Genomic DNA, 16,485 nt, shown 5'->3' with positions numbered 1-16,485 from the left:
GGCCGCGGGGCGGGGGCCGGGAGGAGGGAGCGGGGCGGACGCGGCGGGAACCGGGCCGCTCGGCCCGGTTCCCGTTCACGCGGTGCGGTGGTGCCGCGCGGTCAGCGGCGCAGCGGGCCCTCGCAGGTGTAGTCGGCGGTGCCGGCCTGGCCGGTGGGCCAGACGTCCACCTTGCCGAACCAGCAGTTCATGTCGGCGAGGTTGTTGGCGGCGCCGGCGCCCCGGTCGAGGAGGTAGTAGTCGATGGTGCCGGCCATGTCCTTGCTGATCTTCGCGGCGTCGAAGGAGCTGGTCAGGTTGGCGGTGATCCGGCCGGAGCAGCTGAAGCGCATCTTGTTGGACCAGTCGCCGTTGTCCTTGCACACGGGGGTGTTCTGGGTGGCCCGGGTGAAGGCGTCGCGGACCTCCGAGGCCCAGGCGTAGTTGAGCGTGCTGTTGGCGGTGTAGGTGGTGACGGGCACGTACAGGCTGGGGAGGCGGCCGATCGCGCTGTCGAGGTACGCGGTGTAGTCGCGCTGGAGGCCGGCGTCCCTGCCGAGGCGGTCGCGCCAGGCGTTGTAGCCGTCGAGGTCGTCGGCGCGCAGCAGGCGGTACATCTCGGTGAACTGGTCGGGGTGCTGCTCGCCGAGCATGTTGAAGAACGCGGCCGCGTACGGGTAGGCGCGGAACTGGTACTGGTCCCAGGTGGCGTGCAGGATCTGGTCGACCGTCAGACGCGTCTTGCCGGCCTGGTCCTCGGCGTGGATCTGGTCGATCATGGTCCGGCGGGCCCGGACGCCGTCCGCGGAGGTGGAGCCGGCGAAGTACTCGGCCGTGCCCTCGTTCATCGCGAAGGTGGCCGCGCTGGGCCAGCGGTCGGTGTAGCCGCTCTCCGGGATGGCCCAGCGGGCGTTGAGGTAGTGGGTGTACTCGTGGCGGAAGAGCTCCTCCAGGCTGAGGGTGGACTCGTGTGAGGTGCGCTGGTAGGTGAAGAAGGTCGAGATGCCTTCCAGGAACATGCCGCCGTTCTCGACGTCGTTGATCCCGAAGAGCAGGTACTGCAGCGCCTTGTAGTCGGTCTTGGTGCCGTACAGCTGCACCGTCAGCACGGGGTGGGTGTCGTCGGCCAGCGGCTGGTCGGTGCCGACGGTCCGGAAGAACTGCGCCTTGACCTGCTTGGTCGCGTAGTAGAGCTGGTCCGCGGTGGCCCGGTCGAGCGGGGTGCGGACGATCAGCGTGCCGTTGTCGTAGCTGTAGGTGTTGGGGAGGATCTCGCGCTGGAGGTCGGTCCGACAGGCCTCGTACTGCCCGCAGATGCCGGTGTCGTTGGTGAGGACGGCGATGTAGCCCCACTGGGGGCTGAGCCGGCCGAAGGTGTTCCGGACGCTGGTGATCATGCTGCCGGCGTTGGCCTTCAGCTCGGGCCTGAGCGACTCGATCGCGAAGAGCCGGGCGTACTCCGACATCGCGTCGCGGACGGCCCAGTCGCTCGCGGTGCCCTTGAGGTGGCCGTAGTAGGCGTAGGCGCGGAGGGCCTCGCGGAAGGCGGGGTCGGCGGCGACCTTTTCCCGGTAACTGCCCTTGTCCTCGACGACGTTGAGGACGCCCTGGTAGTTGATCTGGAGGGCCTGCTGGACCGCCCAGTTCCACCCCGTGTCGCCGATGGCGGGGCCGCCGGGGGCGAAGTACCCCAGCACCCGTGTCATGAGCGGGAGGCTGCCGGGGCGCAGCCCGGGGGCGGTGGCGGCCGCCAGCAGCTCGCCCATGGCGTAGCCGTTCTCGGTGGTCGGCTCGAACATCCGGGGGTTGCCGGTGTAGGCGGCGATGGCCCGCTTCATCGCGGCGGTGGTGGTCTCGTCGTTGAAGTCGAACTCGCCGTGGTTGAAGTCGAACAGGACCGCGACGTGCAGGAAGTACCAGAGTCCGCGCTGGTTCAGGTTGTTGGTGGGCTCGAAGCGCGGCGCGAGGCTGCTGATCCGGTCGGCGACCGTGCGGACGTGCTCCTGGGTGAGGACCTTGGCGAGCTCGGGGCGCCATTCGCCCAACAGCGGGCGCAGGCAGTCGTCGTAGGTGTGGGCGGGGTCCGAGAGGAAGTCCGCCAGTGCCGCCGGGCCGAGGGAGGTGAAGAGGGCCGGGGAACAGGCCGCGCTCGGAGCGGCGAGGGGGGTGACGGGGGTGCCCGCGGGGTCGGCGACCGGCTGCCCGGCGGTCGTCTTCGGCTGCAGGGCGGCGGAGGACGGAGCGCCCTCCGGAGCCGGAGGGCCTTCCTGGCCCGGGTTCCCGTGGGCGGCGCCCCCGTGGGCGACGTCCCCGTGGGGGCCGGCGAGGCTGCCCGGCGCCGGAGTGGCGGCGGGCGCGGCCGAGCCGGGGGCGGACGTGGATGCGGCTGCGCCGGGGGTGGCGGCCTGGGCGCTCTGGATGAGCGGGGCCGCCAGGGTCACCGCGAGTGCTGCCGAGAGCAGGACTGTGCGCAGGCGTGGAGCGGTGGGGGTCACCTGGACTCCTGAGGAGGTGTGAGGGCGTGCTGATGACGTGGAGCAGTGGGGTGCGCAAGCCACCACGTAGGCCGGGGGTGGGGGAGGCAGCCGTACGGAATTGCCCGTGCGGGTCGGCGGCGGTCGGCGGGGCCGGTCCGGAGCCGGGGCGCAACGGGGTCAGAGGTGGGGGTGAAGGAGTCGGCGATGGGGTTGCCGACTCATCGATAAGTAAAATAGTAATGTCAAATTGCATTGCGCAAGTGGGTGTTGTGAGGAGTTCGGGCGCTGGGTAACGAGAGGGTCTCGGACTGCGGTTTTGCGGTGCAGAGGTCTTGACGGGAACTCGGCGGCGGGCGTTTGCTGGCACCCGCTCGTTCGGGGCTGATTGGTTCTGTTTGTTTGTGTGGGTTTGAACGTTCAAATCGAGGGTGAGGCCATGACGGTGCTGGTTGTGCCGGAGTACCTGCGGCAGTTCGCCGAGCCGTTCGGCTATGTGGACTTCGCGCGGTTCGGACCGGTTTCGGCGCGGGTGACCGAGGTGCTGACCGGGTCGGCCGAGCGCCTCCACCGCGAGGGCTGGGAGGTGCTGGAAGGGCTCGACGCGCAGACGGAGACGGCGGCGCGGACGGCGGGCGACGTGCTCGGCTGCGCGCCGCACGAGATCGCGTTCGTGAGCTCGACCTCGCACGGCCTGTTCGCCGCCGCCCACGCGCTCGGCGCCGCCGCACCCCGCGCGGCGTCCGGGGCGTCCGGGGCGTCCGGCGGGACGGTGCTGGTGAGCCGGTCCGACTTCCCCGGTGCGCTCTACCCCTGGCTGCGCGCCGAGGGGAACGGCGGACTGGCGGTCCGCCAGCTCGACGGCCCGCTGACGGCGGACACCGTCCGGGCCCACCTGGACGAGCGGGTGCGCGCGGTCGCGGTCTGCGCGGTCGACGCCGCCACCGGCGCCCGGGCGCCGATCGCCGCGATCAAGGAGGCGATCGGCCCGCACCGGGTCCTGGTCGTGGACGCCATCCAGGCGCTCGGCGCCGTCGAGTTCGCCGCCGAGGCGGCGGACGTCCTCGCCGCGGGTGGCCAGAAGTGGCTGCGGGCCGGCTGGGGCGCCGCCGTCCTGATGGTCCGCGACCGGGTGGCCGGGCAGCTCGCGCCGGGGCTCGGCGGGTGGTCCGGCGTCGTCGACCCGATCGAGGCCCCCGGACACCCCTGCCCCGCCCGGCCGGGCGCCGTCGCGCACACCGTCACCAACCCGGACGGTCCCGCCGTCGCCGCCCTGGGCGCCGCCCTCGCGCTGGCCAGGGACGTCGGCATCGGCCGGATCAACGCCCTGATCGGCGAGGCGCTCGACGGCCTGCTCGGCGCCGCCCGCGCGGCCGGCGCCGAGACCCTCGGCGGCGAGCGGACCGGCGGCGAGACGCCCGGCGTCAGCGGGATCGCCCGGCTGCGACTGCCCGGCGCCGACCCCGCCGCCGTCCACCGCACGCTCGCCGAGGCCGGCGTCTCGACCACCCTGCGCGGTGGCTGGATCCGGCTGTCGCCGCACGCCAGTACCGGCCCGGCGGCGGCCGAACTGCTGGGCGACGCGCTACGGGCCGCCCGCACCGCCCACGCCCTCCGAGCCGCCTGACCCCGGCTCCCACCCGACCCCCCGCTCCCTCCCCACCGCGTCCCGGCCGGACCACCCCCACCGGCCGACCGACCGAACGCCGGACCGCCCGCCCGACCGGCGGAGGACCCACCGCCCGACCGCGTACCACCCGTACCGCCCGTACCACCCGTACGTCCTGTACGACCCGTACCGCCCGAACGCGTACCGCCCGTACGTCCTGTACGACCCGTGCCGCCCGACCACCCGCCCGACCGGCGGAGGGTCGTACCGCGCGGGGGCCGTCCGCACCCGCCCGACCGGCGGGCCGCCCCCACCTCCGGGCCCACCGCCCGCCCCCACCCGATGTTCCCGTCCGCTTGCCGCTCCCCCCTTCCGAAAGGCATGCCATGTCACACCTCTCCCGTCGTGACCTCCTGCGGGCCTCCGGCGCAGGCCTGCTGGCCCTCTCCGCCGGCGGCGCCCTGTCCGCCTGCGGAGGCTCCGACTCCGGCTCCTCCGGCGGCGACGCCGCCACCGGCACGATCACCGTCTGGTCCTGGACCACGGCGGCCGAGGCGCTGCGCGGCGTCGTCCCGGCGTTCGAGAAGGACAACCCCGGGATCAAGGTCGACGTCCAGGACGTCGGCAACCCGGCGATCTGGGACAAGATCACGGTCGGCCTGGCGGCCGGCGGCCAGGGCCTGGCCGACGTCCTCCACATCGGCTGCGACTACCTGCCCGGCTACCTGGAGAAGTTCCCCGGCGGCCTGGCCGACCTGTCGGCGCTCGGCGCCGACGGCTACAAGGACAAGTTCGCCCAGGGCCTGTGGCCGGCCGTCTCCGACAAGGAGGGCCGCGTCCGCGCGCTGCCCTGGGAGGTCAACGCGCAGGGCTTCTTCTACCGCAGCGACATGTTCGACCGGGCCGGGATCGACCCGACCACGTTCCAGACCTGGGACGACCTGATCGCCGTGGCCGAGAAGTTCAAGGCCGCCAACCCCGGCGTCGCGCTGTTCGGCATCAACAAGTCCGGCACCCCCTCCTCCGACCTCGACTTCCTGCAGTCGCTGATGCAGCAGCAGGGCGCCTTCTACTTCGACCTCAAGGGCGACATCACCGTCTCCTCCCCGGAGGCGATCCGCGCGCTGACCCTGGTCAAGCGCCTCGACGACGCCGGCCTGATCCTCGACGCCGCCAGCTCCACCATCTGGCGCAGCCAGATCAAGGAGGGCAAGCTCGGAGCCAACCCGCTGGCGTCCTGGGGCGCGCACTGGATCGAGACCAAGTTCCCCGAGCAGAGCGGCAACTGGCGCCTCACCCAGCCGCCGGCGGTCACCCCCGGCGGCAAGCGCACCGCCATCGTCAACTCCACCCACCTGGCCGTCTCCGCCACCAGCCCCCGGCGCACCGCGGCCTGGAAGTTCGTCGAGTACGCCCTCACCCGGCCCGCCTCCGTCAACTCGATGTTCAACGCCGGCGGCGTCTTCCCCGCGCTCACCGCGGCCTACCAGGACCCGATCTACAGCGCGCCCAACGCCTACTACGGCGGCCAGCCCGTCCTGAAGACCTTCGCCGACCTGCTCGGCCAGGGCGGCGACGCCACCAACTACTCCGGTGACTTCGCCCGCGCCCTCAAGCTCGTCAACGACGCCCAGGCCAAGGTCCTGACCAAGGGCGCCGACCCGGCCGCGGCCCTCCAGGACGCCGCCAAGCAGCTGGCCCAGCAGACCGGGCGCAAGATCAAGTGACGACCGCACTCCGCCCCGCCGCCCCGCCCCGGATCCCGGCGCCGCCACCCTCCCGGCGCCGCGCGGTCCTGCGCCGAAAGGCCCTGCCCTACCTGCTGCTGGCTCCCGCGCTGGTGACGTTCGGGGTGTTCAAGGCCTACCCGATCATCTCCTCGCTGCTGTTGTCGCTCACCACCGGCTCCGGCGCGAACACGCGCAACGCGGGTCTGGCGAACTACCGCAAGCTGCTGGACGACCCGCTGTTCTGGACGGCGCTGGGCAACACCGCCCGGATCCTCGTCGTGCAGGTCCCGCTGATGCTCGCGCTCGCGCTCGGGCTCTCGGTCGCCCTCCACGCGGCGCTCGTCCGCTTCCGCACCGTCTGGCGGCTGGGCATCTTCATGCCCTCCGTCACCGGCCTGGTCGCCACCGGCGTGGTGTTCGCCTTCCTCCTCGACACCGACCGCGGCGCCGTCAACAGCCTGCTGGAGGCGATCGGCCTGTCCGGCGTCGACTGGCTCGGCGACGGCTTCTGGGCCCGGATGGCCGTCGTCCTGGTCCTCACCTGGCACTACACCGGCTACAACGCCGTCATCTACCTGGCCGGCCTGCAGGGCATCCCGAAGGAGCTGTACGAGGCCGCCATGGTGGACGGCGCCGGCCCGCTGCGCCGGTTCTTCGCGATCACCCTGCCGGCGCTGCGCCCCGTCCTGCTGTTCACCGTGGTGCTGTCCACCATCGGCACCCTCCAACTGTTCGACGAGCCGTACGTCCTCACCCGCGGCGGCCCCGACAACGCCACCCTCACCGTCTCGATGTACCTGTACGACAACGGCTTCCGGTACTTCGACTTCGGCTACGCCTCCGCCATCGCCTACGCGCTCACCCTGATCGTCTCGGTGCTCGGCGCGGTCCAGATGCGCCTGATGGGAGAACGCGAATGACCCTGACGACGCGGGCGACCCGCGTGGCACCTCCGACCACCGGGACGACGGCGGGCAAGGGGCTCCGGGCCCGGCTGCGCGGCTGGCCCACGACCCTGATCCTGGCGGCGGTCACCGGCCTGTCCGTCGCCCCCTTCTACTGGCTGGTGGTCTCCGCCACCCACAGCGACGCCGACATCTTCTCCTGGCCGCCCAAGCTGCTGCCCGGCTCCCACCTCGGCGAGAACCTCTCGCACCTGGACGCGAAGATCGGCATCGGCCGGGTCCTCCTCAACTCCCTGCTGGTCTCCGGGGTGCAGACCGTCGGCGCACTCGTGGTCGCGCTGCTCGCCGGCTACGCCTTCGCCAAGTTCAGGTTCCGCGGCCGGACGACGCTGTTCGTCGTCCTGCTGTCCACCCTGGTCGTGCCGGACCAGGTGCTGCTGGTGCCGCTCTTCAAGATGATGATGTCCTTCGGCCTGATGGACAGCTACCAGGCGCTCATCCTGCCCGGCCTCTGCGTGCCCTTCGCGATCTTCCTGATGCGGCAGGCCCTGGCGGGCATGCCGGACGAACTCCTCGACGCCGCCCGGGTGGACGGTGCGGGCGAGCTCCGGGTGCTGTTCGGCGTGGTCGTCCCGGTCATGCGGCCGGTCCTGGCCGCGCTGGGGATCTTCCTGTTCCTCGGTTCGTGGAACAGCTTCGTCTGGCCGCTGATCGCCCTGCGCAGCCCCGACATGCACACGCTGCCGGTCGCCCTGGCCACCCTGCACGGCATGAAGAGCAACACCGACTACGGCCTGATCCTCGCCGGGACCGCGCTGTCCACCCTGCCGATGATGGCCCTCTTCCTGGCCCTCCAGCGCCAGTTCATCTCCGGCCTGCTGGCCGGTGCCACGAAAGGCTGACCATGGAACCACCGACGAGCGAGCAGGCCGAGCAGGCCGAGCACGAGGAGATCTGGGAGCCGCACGCCCCCGCCACCACCGCCCGCCCGCGCCGGGTCGCCGCCGACGGCCTCGACCTGCTGGTCACCGGCGAGGCGAGCGTCCGCACGGTGTCCGAGGGTGTCATCGAGGTCACCGCCGAGGACAGCGGCGAGGTCCGGATCGAATGGCGCACCCCCTGCGTCGACGCCACCGCCTTCTGGACCCCCGACGCCCGCGGCACCGGGTGGCTGCCGGCCGCCTGGAGCGCCCCGCGCCGGGTCACCCTCTCCCGCGGCGCCCCCGTCGCGGTGCTGGTCGGCACCGGTGACACCGCGATCTGCGCCTTCGCCGCCGACCGCGAGGACGCCCTGGCCGGCGCCGGAGTCCTGGAGGAGACCGGCGACTTCCGCTACTGGGTCCAGGCCACCGGCCGGCTCACCGTCCGGATCGACACCTCCGGCCGGCACTACGCCCGCTGCCTGGCCGCCGTCGCCGACTGGTGGCAGGCCGGCCGGACCGCGCACGTCCCCGACGCCGCCCGCCTCCCCGCCTACTCCACCTGGTACTCGCTGCACCAGAACATCACCCCCGAGGCCGTCGAACGGCAGGCCGCCCTCGGCAAGGAGCTCGGCCTCGACACGATCATCGTCGACGACGGCTGGATGACCACCGACCGCACCCGCGGCTACGCCCACTGCGGGGACTGGGAGCCCCGCTCGCTGCCCGACACCGCCGCCCACGTCGGCCGCGTCCACGACCTCGGCGTCCGCTACCTGCTCTGGTACGCCCTCCCCTTCATCGGCAAGGACAGCGCCGCCTGGGACGCCCTCTCCGGCTACGCCCTCGTCCACGCCGACCACATGGGCGCCGTCGTCGCGGACCCGCGCTACCCGAAGGTCCGGCAGCACCTCGCCGACAGCCTCGCCCGGGCCGTCGAGGAGTGGGGGATGGACGGGCTGAAGGTCGACTTCGTGGACTGGTTCGGCGTCCAGGACCCGCCGGAGGCCGGGCCCGAGGCCGACTGCGCCACCGTCGACGAGGGCCTGCACCTGCTGCTCGCCGAGATCCGCCGCCGGGTCGACGCCGCCTGCCCCGAGGGCATGATCGAGCACCGCCAGCCCTACGTCAGCCCCGGCCTGTGGCCCTACGCCACGATGATCCGGGCCACCGACTGCCCGCTCAGCCCGCACGAGAACCGCCAGCGCACCATCGACACCCGGCTGATCGCCGGTCCGCTCGCGGTCCACGCCGACATGCTGATGTGGCACCCCACCGAGCCGCCCGAGCAGCTCGCCTGCCACCTCATCAACGTCCTCTTCTCCGTCCCGCAGATCTCCGTCGACCTCGCCGTCCAGAGCCCCGCCCAGCGGGAGGCGCTCGCCTTCTGGCTCGGCGTCGCCCGCGAGCACGTCGACACCCTGCAGCTCGGCGAACTGCTCCCGGCCCGGCCCGACCTCGGCTACCCGATGGTCACCGCGGCCTCCGCCGGGACGGGCACCACCGTCGTCGCCCGCTACGCGGCGCTGCCGGTGGACGCGGGCACCGGTGCCGGTCCGTGGCGTACCCTGCTGGTCGCCAACGCCGACGCCGATCCGGACGTGCGCCTGGTCGGCGGCCGGGGCAGCGCCGAGGCCACCGTCCGGGACGCCCGCGGGCGGACCGTCCACCAGGGCACCGTCGACCTCGTGGACGGCGGCGTCACCGTCGCCGTCCCCCGGGGCGGACTGCTGACCCTGCGCCGTCCGGCGCCGGAGCCGGAGGGCGACAACTGACCCACCGACCGGAGCAGCCATGACCGAGGGAACACGCCCCGCGCGCCGCGCCACCACCATCGCGGACGTCGCCCGCGCGGCCGGCGTGTCCCGGCAGACCGTCTCGAACGCGCTCAACGCCCCGCACCGCGTCCACCCGGACACGCTCGCCCGGGTCACCGCCGCCGTCGAACGGTTCGGCTACCGGCCGGACCAGTCGGCCCGCTCGCTGCGGACCGGCGAGCGGCGCACCATCGGCTACCTCGCGCCGGTGGACGACCCGTTCGACCCGAACCCGCTGATGGCGGGGTTCCTGGAGGCCCTGGTGGACGCGGCCGGGGCGGAGGGGCACCGGGTCCTGCTGGTCCGCGCGGCACCGGGGGAGGCGCAGGCCAGGGCGGCGATCGACGACCTGGTGGCGGCCCGCCAGGTGGACGGGCTGGTCCTCGCGGACGTGCTCCCCGAGGACGCCCGGGTCGCCCACGCGGCCCGGGTCGGCGTCCCGTTCGCCTCCTTCGGCCGCACCGCGCCGGGGCTGCCGCAGCACTGGGTGGACATCGACAACGCGGCCGCCACCGCGGAGATCGCCCGCCACCTCGCGGAGCGCGGCCACCGCCGGGTCGGCTTCGTCGGCTCGGCGGCGCGGGCGGCCGGCGCGGTGCCGGAGGGGGCGGCCTGGGCGGTGCCCGGTGAGGTGATCGGGGACGCGAGAAGGGAGCCGGGAGGGGAAGCGAGCGAGGCCGTGCCCGGGGAGGTGGCCGGGCGGGCCGGCGGGGAAGCGGCATCGTCGACCGGGCCGGGGGAGGAGCCGGGGGCGCCGGCCGAGCTGCCGTGGCTCGCGGCGCGCCGGGCGGGCTTCCACCGGGAGGCGCGTCGGCTCGGCCTGGAGGTGGTGCCGGTGCCCGGGGCCGGGGCGCTCCGCACCCTGCTGCGGGACCCCGACCGCCCCACCGCCCTCGCCGCGGACAACGATCTGGCGGCCCTCGACGTCTACGAGGCCGCCCGCGCCGAGGGCCTGCTGGTCGGCCGCGACCTCGCGGTGACCGGCTTCCACGACACCCCGCTCGGCCGGCACCTGTACCCGCCGCTCACCTCGGTCCGCCTGCCGCTGCGCGGCATCGCGGCCGGGCTGGTGGGGCTGCTGCTGGCCCAGGTACGGGGCGAACAGCTGACCGGGGCCGGGCTCGAACTGCCCGCGGAACTCGTCGTGCGGGCGAGTTCGGGCTGAGCACGGCCTCCGGAACGGGACCCTGGCCCGGTGGGGCCGGGCTGGGGGCCCCTGGTCCGGTGTGGGGCCGGGCCGGGGGTCATGGCGTCCGGTCCGGCCGCCGTCGGGACGACCGGCGGCCGGACTGCTCGTCCGGGGATCCACTCGTACGTGCCCGCATGCCCTGCCCGCCCCGCATGCCCTGCTTGCCCCGCCCGTCCGCTCGGCGGCGGCGGGCGTTCGGGGCAGGCGGCCACGCCTTGGCGCCCCTCAACGGCCGTGTTCGGCGCCGCCGTTGACCTGGATGACCTGGGCGGTCAGGTGGCCGGCGGACGCCGAGGCCAGCCAGCGGGCGGTCTCCGCGACGTCGGCCGGGCGCCCGGCTCGCCGGGTGTCGGCCTGGGCGATCAGTGTCTTCTCGCGCTCGGCGGAGAGCCCGCCGCGGAAGAACTCGGTGTCGGCCACGTAGCCGGGGGCGATCACGTTGACGGTGATGCCGCGCGGGCCCAACTCGGCGGAGAGGTCGTAGGCGTAGGGGTGCAGGGCGGCCTTGGCGGCGCCGTAGGAACCCGAGCCGGAGCCCCGGTACGCGGCGATCGAACCGATCAGCAGGACCCGTCCGCCGGGCGAGGCGAGCCGGTCCTTGAGCGCCTCGGTGAGCAGGACGGCCGTGAGGGTGTTGGCCCGGAAGTTCTCCTGCCAGTGCCAGGCGGTGCCGGCGAGGCCGTCCGGCCGGTCGGCGGGTTCGCCGAGGGCGGCGTTGCCGCCCGCGCTGTTGACCAGGACGTCGACCCGCTCCCACCGCTCCGCGATGCCCGCCGCGGCCGACCCGGCCCCGGCCGGGTCGGCCAGGTCGGCGGTCAGGGCGACCGCCGCCGGGGCGCCGGGGTGCGCGGCCCGCAGCCGCGAGGCGGCCCGTTCGAGCACCCCGGCGCGCCGTCCGACCAGGACCACCTGGTCGCCGTCACCCGCGAAGGCCTCCGCGACGGCGTACCCGATACCGGTACCCCCGCCGCTCACCACCACCACCCGTGCCATCCGCCGGGCCTCCCCTCGTCGTCGACAGGCACCGCGTTCCCGGTCCCGGTGTCCGCGCACGTCCGGCGGCTCGCCCGGGCCCGGCTCCGGTCAGCCTACTGATCCCGGTGCGGGCGCCGCGTGCGGAGCGGAGGGCCGTCACACGATGGCCATCCGGCTTCACCGGAAGACGAGTTGACGTAGTGTTGCCGTCACACGGTGGACATCGACGGGCGGAGGACGCCATGCGCCGGATCGCGATCGTCGGGGCGGGCCAGGCCGGACTCCAGCTCGCGCTCGGGCTGCTCGCGCTCGGCGGGTACCAGGTGACGGTGGTCTCCGCCCGGACCCCGGAACAACTGCTCGGCGGGCCGGTGCTGTCGACGCAGGCGATGTTCGGCCCGGCGCTGCGGATCGAGCGGTCGGCCGGACTGGACCTGTGGGCCGCGGCGGCGCCGGCCGTCCGGGACGTGGACGCCGTGCTGGTGCCCGAACCTGGCCTCCGCGCACTGGAGTTCACCATGACGCTGGACGAGCCGGCCCAGTCGGTGGACCAGCGGATGAAGATGGCGCGCTGGCTGGAGCTGGTCGCCGAGCGCGGTGGCCGGGTCGAGTACCGGAGCCTGGACCGGGCCGGACTGCGGCAGTTGGCCGAGGCGCACGAGCTGACGGTCGTCGCCGTCGGCCGCGGCGGACTGGCCGGGATCTTCGAACGGGACGCCGCCCGCTCGCCGTTCGACGCCCCGCAGCGGACGCTGGCCGCGCTGTACGCGCACGGGGTCGGCGCGCCCGACCCGACAGCCGGGCCGAGGGCGCGGATGCACGCCGTGCCCGGCGTCGGCGAGCTGTACCTCCAGCCCGCGCTGACCCTCTCCGGACCCTGCGACATCCTGCTCTGGGAGGCCGTTCCCGGCAGCCCGTTCGACTGCTTCGCGGACCGCCCCGCCCCTGCCGAACAGCTGCGCAGGATGCGGGAGTTGCTGCGGACTTACCTCCCCTGGGAGGCGGAGCTCTGGACGGCCGCCGAGCCGACCGACGCCGGAGCGGCCCTGTACGGGGCGCTGACCCCGGAGGTCCGGCGGCCGGTCGCCCGGCTGGACGGCGGCAGCGGCGGCATCGGTGGCATCGGTGGCGGCAGCGGCGGCGGTGCGGTGAACGGCGGTGCGGCGGGCGGCGGAACGGGCGGTCCGGCCGTGCTCGGCATCGGCGACGCGCTGGTGGTGAACGACCCGATCACCGGCCAGGGCGCGAACAGCGCCGCCCGGGCGGCCGCCGCCTACCTGGTGGCGATCGTCGCCCGGCGCGGGGAGCCGTTCACCCCGGAGTGGATGCACGACACCTTCGAGCGCTTCTGGCACCGGCACGCCCGCCACACCGTCGAGTTCACGGCGTCGATGCTGACCATGCCCGACCACCTCCAGGCCGTCTTCGGGGCCGCCGCGGAGCATCCGGCGGTGGCCCGCAGGCTCGCCAACACCTATGCCGAGCCGGTCGATCACGCGGCCTGGCTGGCCGCGCCGGAGCTGACGGAGGAGTACCTCGCCACGGTCCGGTCCGCCGCGCCGGGCGGCGGCCCGGGCACCGCGCCGGCGCCGGACGGCCCGCTGCCGTAGCGCGCTGCGGTGGCAGCGCCCCGGCACGTCCGTCGGGCAGGTCGGCCGGTTGCGCCCGCCGGGAGCCCGGGCGCCGGCTCGAAGCCGGGCCCGGGCCCGTCGCCGTCCGGCGGACGTAACCGCCGTGCGGTGTACGTCAGTTGCCGTCGCCGACGCGCAGCTCGGTGGCGATCTGGCGGCGGCCCGAGACCAGCGCCTCGGCGAGGATCCCGGCCGCGACCAGCGCGGCGAGACCGAGCGTCGGCGGTACCACGGCCCAGCCGCTGACCGGCAGGCCGGGCGGCACGCGGGTCCCGAGCAGGGCGGAGATGTCGAAGACCGGCCCGAGCACGCCGACGGCGGTGATCGCCGCCAGCGCGCCGCCGAACGCGGCGAGCAGGGTCTGCGGCAGGGTCTCGGTGAGGATGAGGGACAGGCCCTGCCGGGGGCGCAGGCCCATGGTGCGCAGCCGGGCCAGCGACGCGGCGCGGTCGGGGGCGGCCCGGAGCAGGGTGAGCAGGACGGCGAGCAGCGCGAACGCCCCGGCGCCGGCCGTGGTGGCCCGGAACAGTCGCGAGGCGGCGTGCTGGACGGGGTCGGCGGCGACCTCGGCGTTGAACTCCTCGCTGGTGTACATCGCGTACCCCTCGGGGAGGGAGTCGGCGTTCGGGCCGGCGGCCGGGATTCCGGTGAGCCTGGCGGTGTCGGCGACGATCTCGGTGACCGGCAGCTGGTGCGCCAGCCGGAGGACGGCCTGCCGGTCGATCTCGCCCGTGGCGAACCAGTAGGTGCGGCGGGCGAGTTCGGGCAGCAGGGCGACGGCGGGGCCGGCCGGGAGGACGATGAACGGGCGGGTCGAGTCGCGCAGGGCGGGGGTGGCGTCGACGGTGGCGATCCGGGCGGCGGTCAGCTCGCCGTTGCTGCGGAAGCGGATCCGCCGGCTGTCGGCGTCGCCGCCGAGCAGGGCGACGAGGTCCGCGGAGTACAGCGCGGGGACGGGGGTGTCCGGCGGTCCGGTCGGCTCGGGGACCCCGCCGGCGGGGGCGGCGGCCGCGGCGCCGCCGAGCGCCGCCGGGTCGAAGGCGCCCCGGCCGAGGGAGCGGGAGATCTCGGCGTAGGCGACCGGGTCGGCGACCACGACGGAGATGGTGAGCGGGCGGTCGCCGGGCCGGAGCACGACGACGTCGGTCTCCATGAAGACGGCGGTGGAGGCCGTCACCCCGGGCAGCCCGCCGGCGGCGGCGGTGAAGGAGTCCGGCAGGGTGATGCCGGTCGGCCCGCTCAGCATGACGTCGCCGCCGGCGGCGAGGCGGGAGCTGTGCGCCCGGCCGGAGTCGACCGCGTCGACCAGGTTCGCGCCGAACCCGGCCGTGGTGGCGGCGAGCAGCAGGGCGAGCACCGGCAGGACGGCGGGGCGCGGGCGGTCGCCGGTGCCGCGCGCGGCGCGGGCCAGCCCCAGGAAGCCGACCGCGCCCCGGCGCCGGCCGACCAGCCGGGCCAGGGCGCCGACCAGCGGCGGCTGGATCCGGGCGATCAGCAGACCGGCGGCGAGCGCGATCAGCAGCGGGGTGGCGACCACCAGCGGGTCGAGGCCGCTGCCGGCCTGGGCGACGCCGCGCCGCCGGACCTCCGCCACGGCCGCGACCGTCAGGGCCAGGACGGCGAGTTCGCCGACCGCGCGGCGCCGGCTGCCGGCCGGGCGGGGCGGGGCGAGCAGCGCCGCGGCGCGCAGCGGGAAGGCGAGCAGGCAGACCAGTGCGACGAGGGCGCCGGCCAGCACGGAGGTGCCCCAGCGCGGGGTGGGCAGCAGCAGGAGGGCGAGCGCCGTGCCCAGCGCGGCGGCGGGCAGCACCGTCACCGCGCCTTCGCCGAGCAGCCGCCGCAGGATTCCGCGCCGCGATCCGCCGCGGGCCCGGAGCAGCCGGATCTCGGCGGCGCGCCGGTCGGCGGCCAGCGCGGCGGCCAGGAAGAGCACCACCGCGACGACGCCGGCCAGCCCGGCCGGGCCGATCGCGGCCAGCGGGGCGGCGGCCTCCCGGCGTTCGGCGGCCAGGGTGAACAGCTGGGGGAGCAGGGAGACGGTCCGCAGGTCGGAGCGGCCGGTGGTGACCATCAGGCCGGCGGCGGTCGGGCCGGTCAGGTAGGAGTTGATCTCGGTCGTGGCGAGGGGGAGCCGGTCGACGCGCAGGGAGTCCGGGTCGACCGGCTGCCGCCAGAAGGCGTGCCCGCCCTTGGCCCAGGTGATGAGCCTGGGCAGCGAGTCGTCCCCGACGACGCCGGTGGTGTGCCAGGCCCGCAGCTTCTCGTTGGTGTCGGGGATGTCCAGGCAGCCGCGGGTCACGCAGTCGAGGTCGGTCCAGTACGGGTCCGCCTCGTCGTGGGCGGTGTAGAAGCCGACGACCTCGACCCCCAGGGCGGGGGACGGGTCGCCCATCTCCTCGGTGAGCACGTCGCCCAGGCGGATGTTCAGCTTCCCGGCGGCCTGTGCGGAGACCGCGATCGGCAGCGGCCGGTCGAGGGGCGCGCCGGCCGGCCAGCGGCCGGCGACCAGGTCCGCGTGCCCGGCGATCCCGGCCAGGTGGAGCAGGCGCAGGGACGGCGAGTAGCCGTCGGGGCGGGCGAGGTGCGGGTTGCCGAGGGTGGTGGGCTTGGCGCCGTACACGCCGTGGACCGGGCCGCTGTCGGCGATGCGGAACTCCCCGCCGGTGCGGGAGGCCAGGGCGGCGGCGACCTCCGCCAGCGTGTCCTTGTCGTCGCCGCTCCGGATCGTGGAGGTGCTGTACAGGCTGGTCCCACTGGCGTTGCGGGAGCGCAGGAAGTCGCGCAGGGACGCGTCGGCGCTGAGGTCCACGGCCCGGGGCAGTGCGGCGGTAAGGAAGACGGCGGCGAGGACGAGCACGGCGTTGAGGACGGCCGCGAACCGGGCCGACCGGAGTCTGGTGCGCACCCACGGTGCGGGCCGGTGCTCGGCGCGGACCGGGTCGAGGGTCTGGTCCTGCATGCGCGTCTCCCCGCCCCGTACGCCCCGCTCTCCCGCCGTGGACGCCACACCGATTCCGGCACCTGATCACCGGATAGCGGACGATGCTGTCAGAACCGTGCACGGAACGGAAGGTCCGTTCGGGCAGGATGACGGCCCCTCCGGCCGCCGGGCTGTCGGAGGCGTCCTCTATGTTCTGGGGTGTCACGAGGCGGACCGCCCGGGGACCCCGTTCCCCGGCAGCCCGCAGCACACCCGAGCACTCCGCAGCACTCTGCAGCACACCCAGCACACCCAGCACATTCGCGCCCGGAAGGG

At 74.7% G+C, this 16,485-nt stretch carries 10 protein-coding genes; 7 read left to right on the top strand and 3 right to left on the bottom strand.

Annotated features, from left to right (window positions below; all coding sequences use genetic code 11):
- Window positions 1-101 precede the first annotated feature (101 nt).
- The gene (locus AC067J_RS34760) at window positions 102-2,474 is read right to left on the bottom strand and encodes a collagenase (protein ID WP_478306104.1); all 2,373 of its coding nucleotides are present in this window, start codon (window positions 2,472-2,474) and stop codon (window positions 102-104) included.
- Between the two features lie 418 nt (window positions 2,475-2,892).
- Between AC067J_RS34760 and AC067J_RS34755 the strand changes: the two genes are divergently transcribed.
- The 6 genes from AC067J_RS34755 (at window position 2,893) to AC067J_RS34730 (ending at window position 10,599) form a co-directional block, all read left to right on the top strand.
- Window positions 2,893-4,080: an aminotransferase class V-fold PLP-dependent enzyme gene (locus AC067J_RS34755; RefSeq protein WP_478306102.1), complete on the top strand. Its 1,188-nt coding sequence runs from the start codon at window positions 2,893-2,895 to the stop codon at window positions 4,078-4,080.
- A 368-nt stretch (window positions 4,081-4,448) separates the two neighbouring features.
- Window positions 4,449-5,789, top strand: a complete 1,341-nt coding sequence (locus tag AC067J_RS34750; RefSeq protein WP_478306100.1) for an ABC transporter substrate-binding protein — start codon at window positions 4,449-4,451, stop codon at window positions 5,787-5,789.
- Window positions 5,790-5,821: 32 nt separating this feature from the next.
- A complete protein-coding gene (locus AC067J_RS34745; protein ID WP_478306169.1) occupies window positions 5,822-6,712 on the top strand; it encodes a carbohydrate ABC transporter permease in 891 nt (296 codons plus the stop codon).
- Window positions 6,709-7,599 carry a carbohydrate ABC transporter permease gene (locus tag AC067J_RS34740; RefSeq protein WP_478306098.1) on the top strand — a complete coding sequence of 297 codons (891 nt, stop codon included), beginning with the start codon at window positions 6,709-6,711 and terminating at the stop codon, window positions 7,597-7,599. The genes AC067J_RS34745 and AC067J_RS34740 overlap by 4 nt, the downstream gene beginning before the upstream one ends.
- A 2-nt stretch (window positions 7,600-7,601) precedes the next feature.
- The gene (locus AC067J_RS34735) at window positions 7,602-9,392 is read left to right on the top strand and encodes a glycoside hydrolase family 36 protein (RefSeq protein ID WP_478306097.1); all 1,791 of its coding nucleotides are present in this window, start codon (window positions 7,602-7,604) and stop codon (window positions 9,390-9,392) included.
- 19 nt (window positions 9,393-9,411) lie between these two features.
- Complete coding sequence (locus AC067J_RS34730; RefSeq protein WP_478306095.1) at window positions 9,412-10,599, top strand: LacI family DNA-binding transcriptional regulator; 1,188 nt, start codon at window positions 9,412-9,414, stop codon at window positions 10,597-10,599.
- Between the two features lie 249 nt (window positions 10,600-10,848).
- Here the strand turns inward: AC067J_RS34730 and AC067J_RS34725 are convergent, their stop codons facing one another.
- Complete coding sequence (locus AC067J_RS34725) at window positions 10,849-11,616, bottom strand: SDR family NAD(P)-dependent oxidoreductase (protein ID WP_478306093.1); 768 nt, start codon at window positions 11,614-11,616, stop codon at window positions 10,849-10,851.
- Window positions 11,617-11,840: 224 nt separating this feature from the next.
- On the opposite strand from AC067J_RS34725, the gene AC067J_RS34720 reads away from it, so the two are divergent.
- Window positions 11,841-13,208, top strand: a complete 1,368-nt coding sequence (locus AC067J_RS34720) for a styrene monooxygenase/indole monooxygenase family protein (protein WP_478306092.1) — start codon at window positions 11,841-11,843, stop codon at window positions 13,206-13,208.
- A gap of 136 nt (window positions 13,209-13,344) precedes the next feature.
- Here AC067J_RS34720 and AC067J_RS34715 read toward each other — a convergent pair whose 3' ends face one another.
- On the bottom strand, window positions 13,345-16,188 hold the full coding sequence (locus tag AC067J_RS34715) for a hypothetical protein (RefSeq protein ID WP_478306090.1): 2,844 nt from the start codon (window positions 16,186-16,188) through the stop codon (window positions 13,345-13,347).
- Window positions 16,189-16,485: the final 297 nt, after the last annotated feature.

The sequence above is a fragment of the Kitasatospora sp. NPDC042419 genome (assembly GCF_056437345.1).
Note: the sequence above shows the minus strand (reverse complement) of the source record. Positions and strands in the feature narration are given on the sequence as shown.

Coding starts and splice junctions, on each gene's coding strand:
- AC067J_RS34740 (WP_478306098.1), top strand. CDS start 6,709: ATGACCCTGACGACGCGGGCGACCCGCGTGGCACCTCCGACCACCGGG.
- AC067J_RS34750 (WP_478306100.1), top strand. CDS start 4,449: ATGTCACACCTCTCCCGTCGTGACCTCCTGCGGGCCTCCGGCGCAGGC.
- AC067J_RS34755 (WP_478306102.1), top strand. CDS start 2,893: ATGACGGTGCTGGTTGTGCCGGAGTACCTGCGGCAGTTCGCCGAGCCG.
- AC067J_RS34735 (WP_478306097.1), top strand. CDS start 7,602: ATGGAACCACCGACGAGCGAGCAGGCCGAGCAGGCCGAGCACGAGGAG.
- AC067J_RS34720 (WP_478306092.1), top strand. CDS start 11,841: ATGCGCCGGATCGCGATCGTCGGGGCGGGCCAGGCCGGACTCCAGCTC.
- AC067J_RS34715 (WP_478306090.1), bottom strand. CDS start 16,188: ATGCAGGACCAGACCCTCGACCCGGTCCGCGCCGAGCACCGGCCCGCA.
- AC067J_RS34725 (WP_478306093.1), bottom strand. CDS start 11,616: ATGGCACGGGTGGTGGTGGTGAGCGGCGGGGGTACCGGTATCGGGTAC.
- AC067J_RS34730 (WP_478306095.1), top strand. CDS start 9,412: ATGACCGAGGGAACACGCCCCGCGCGCCGCGCCACCACCATCGCGGAC.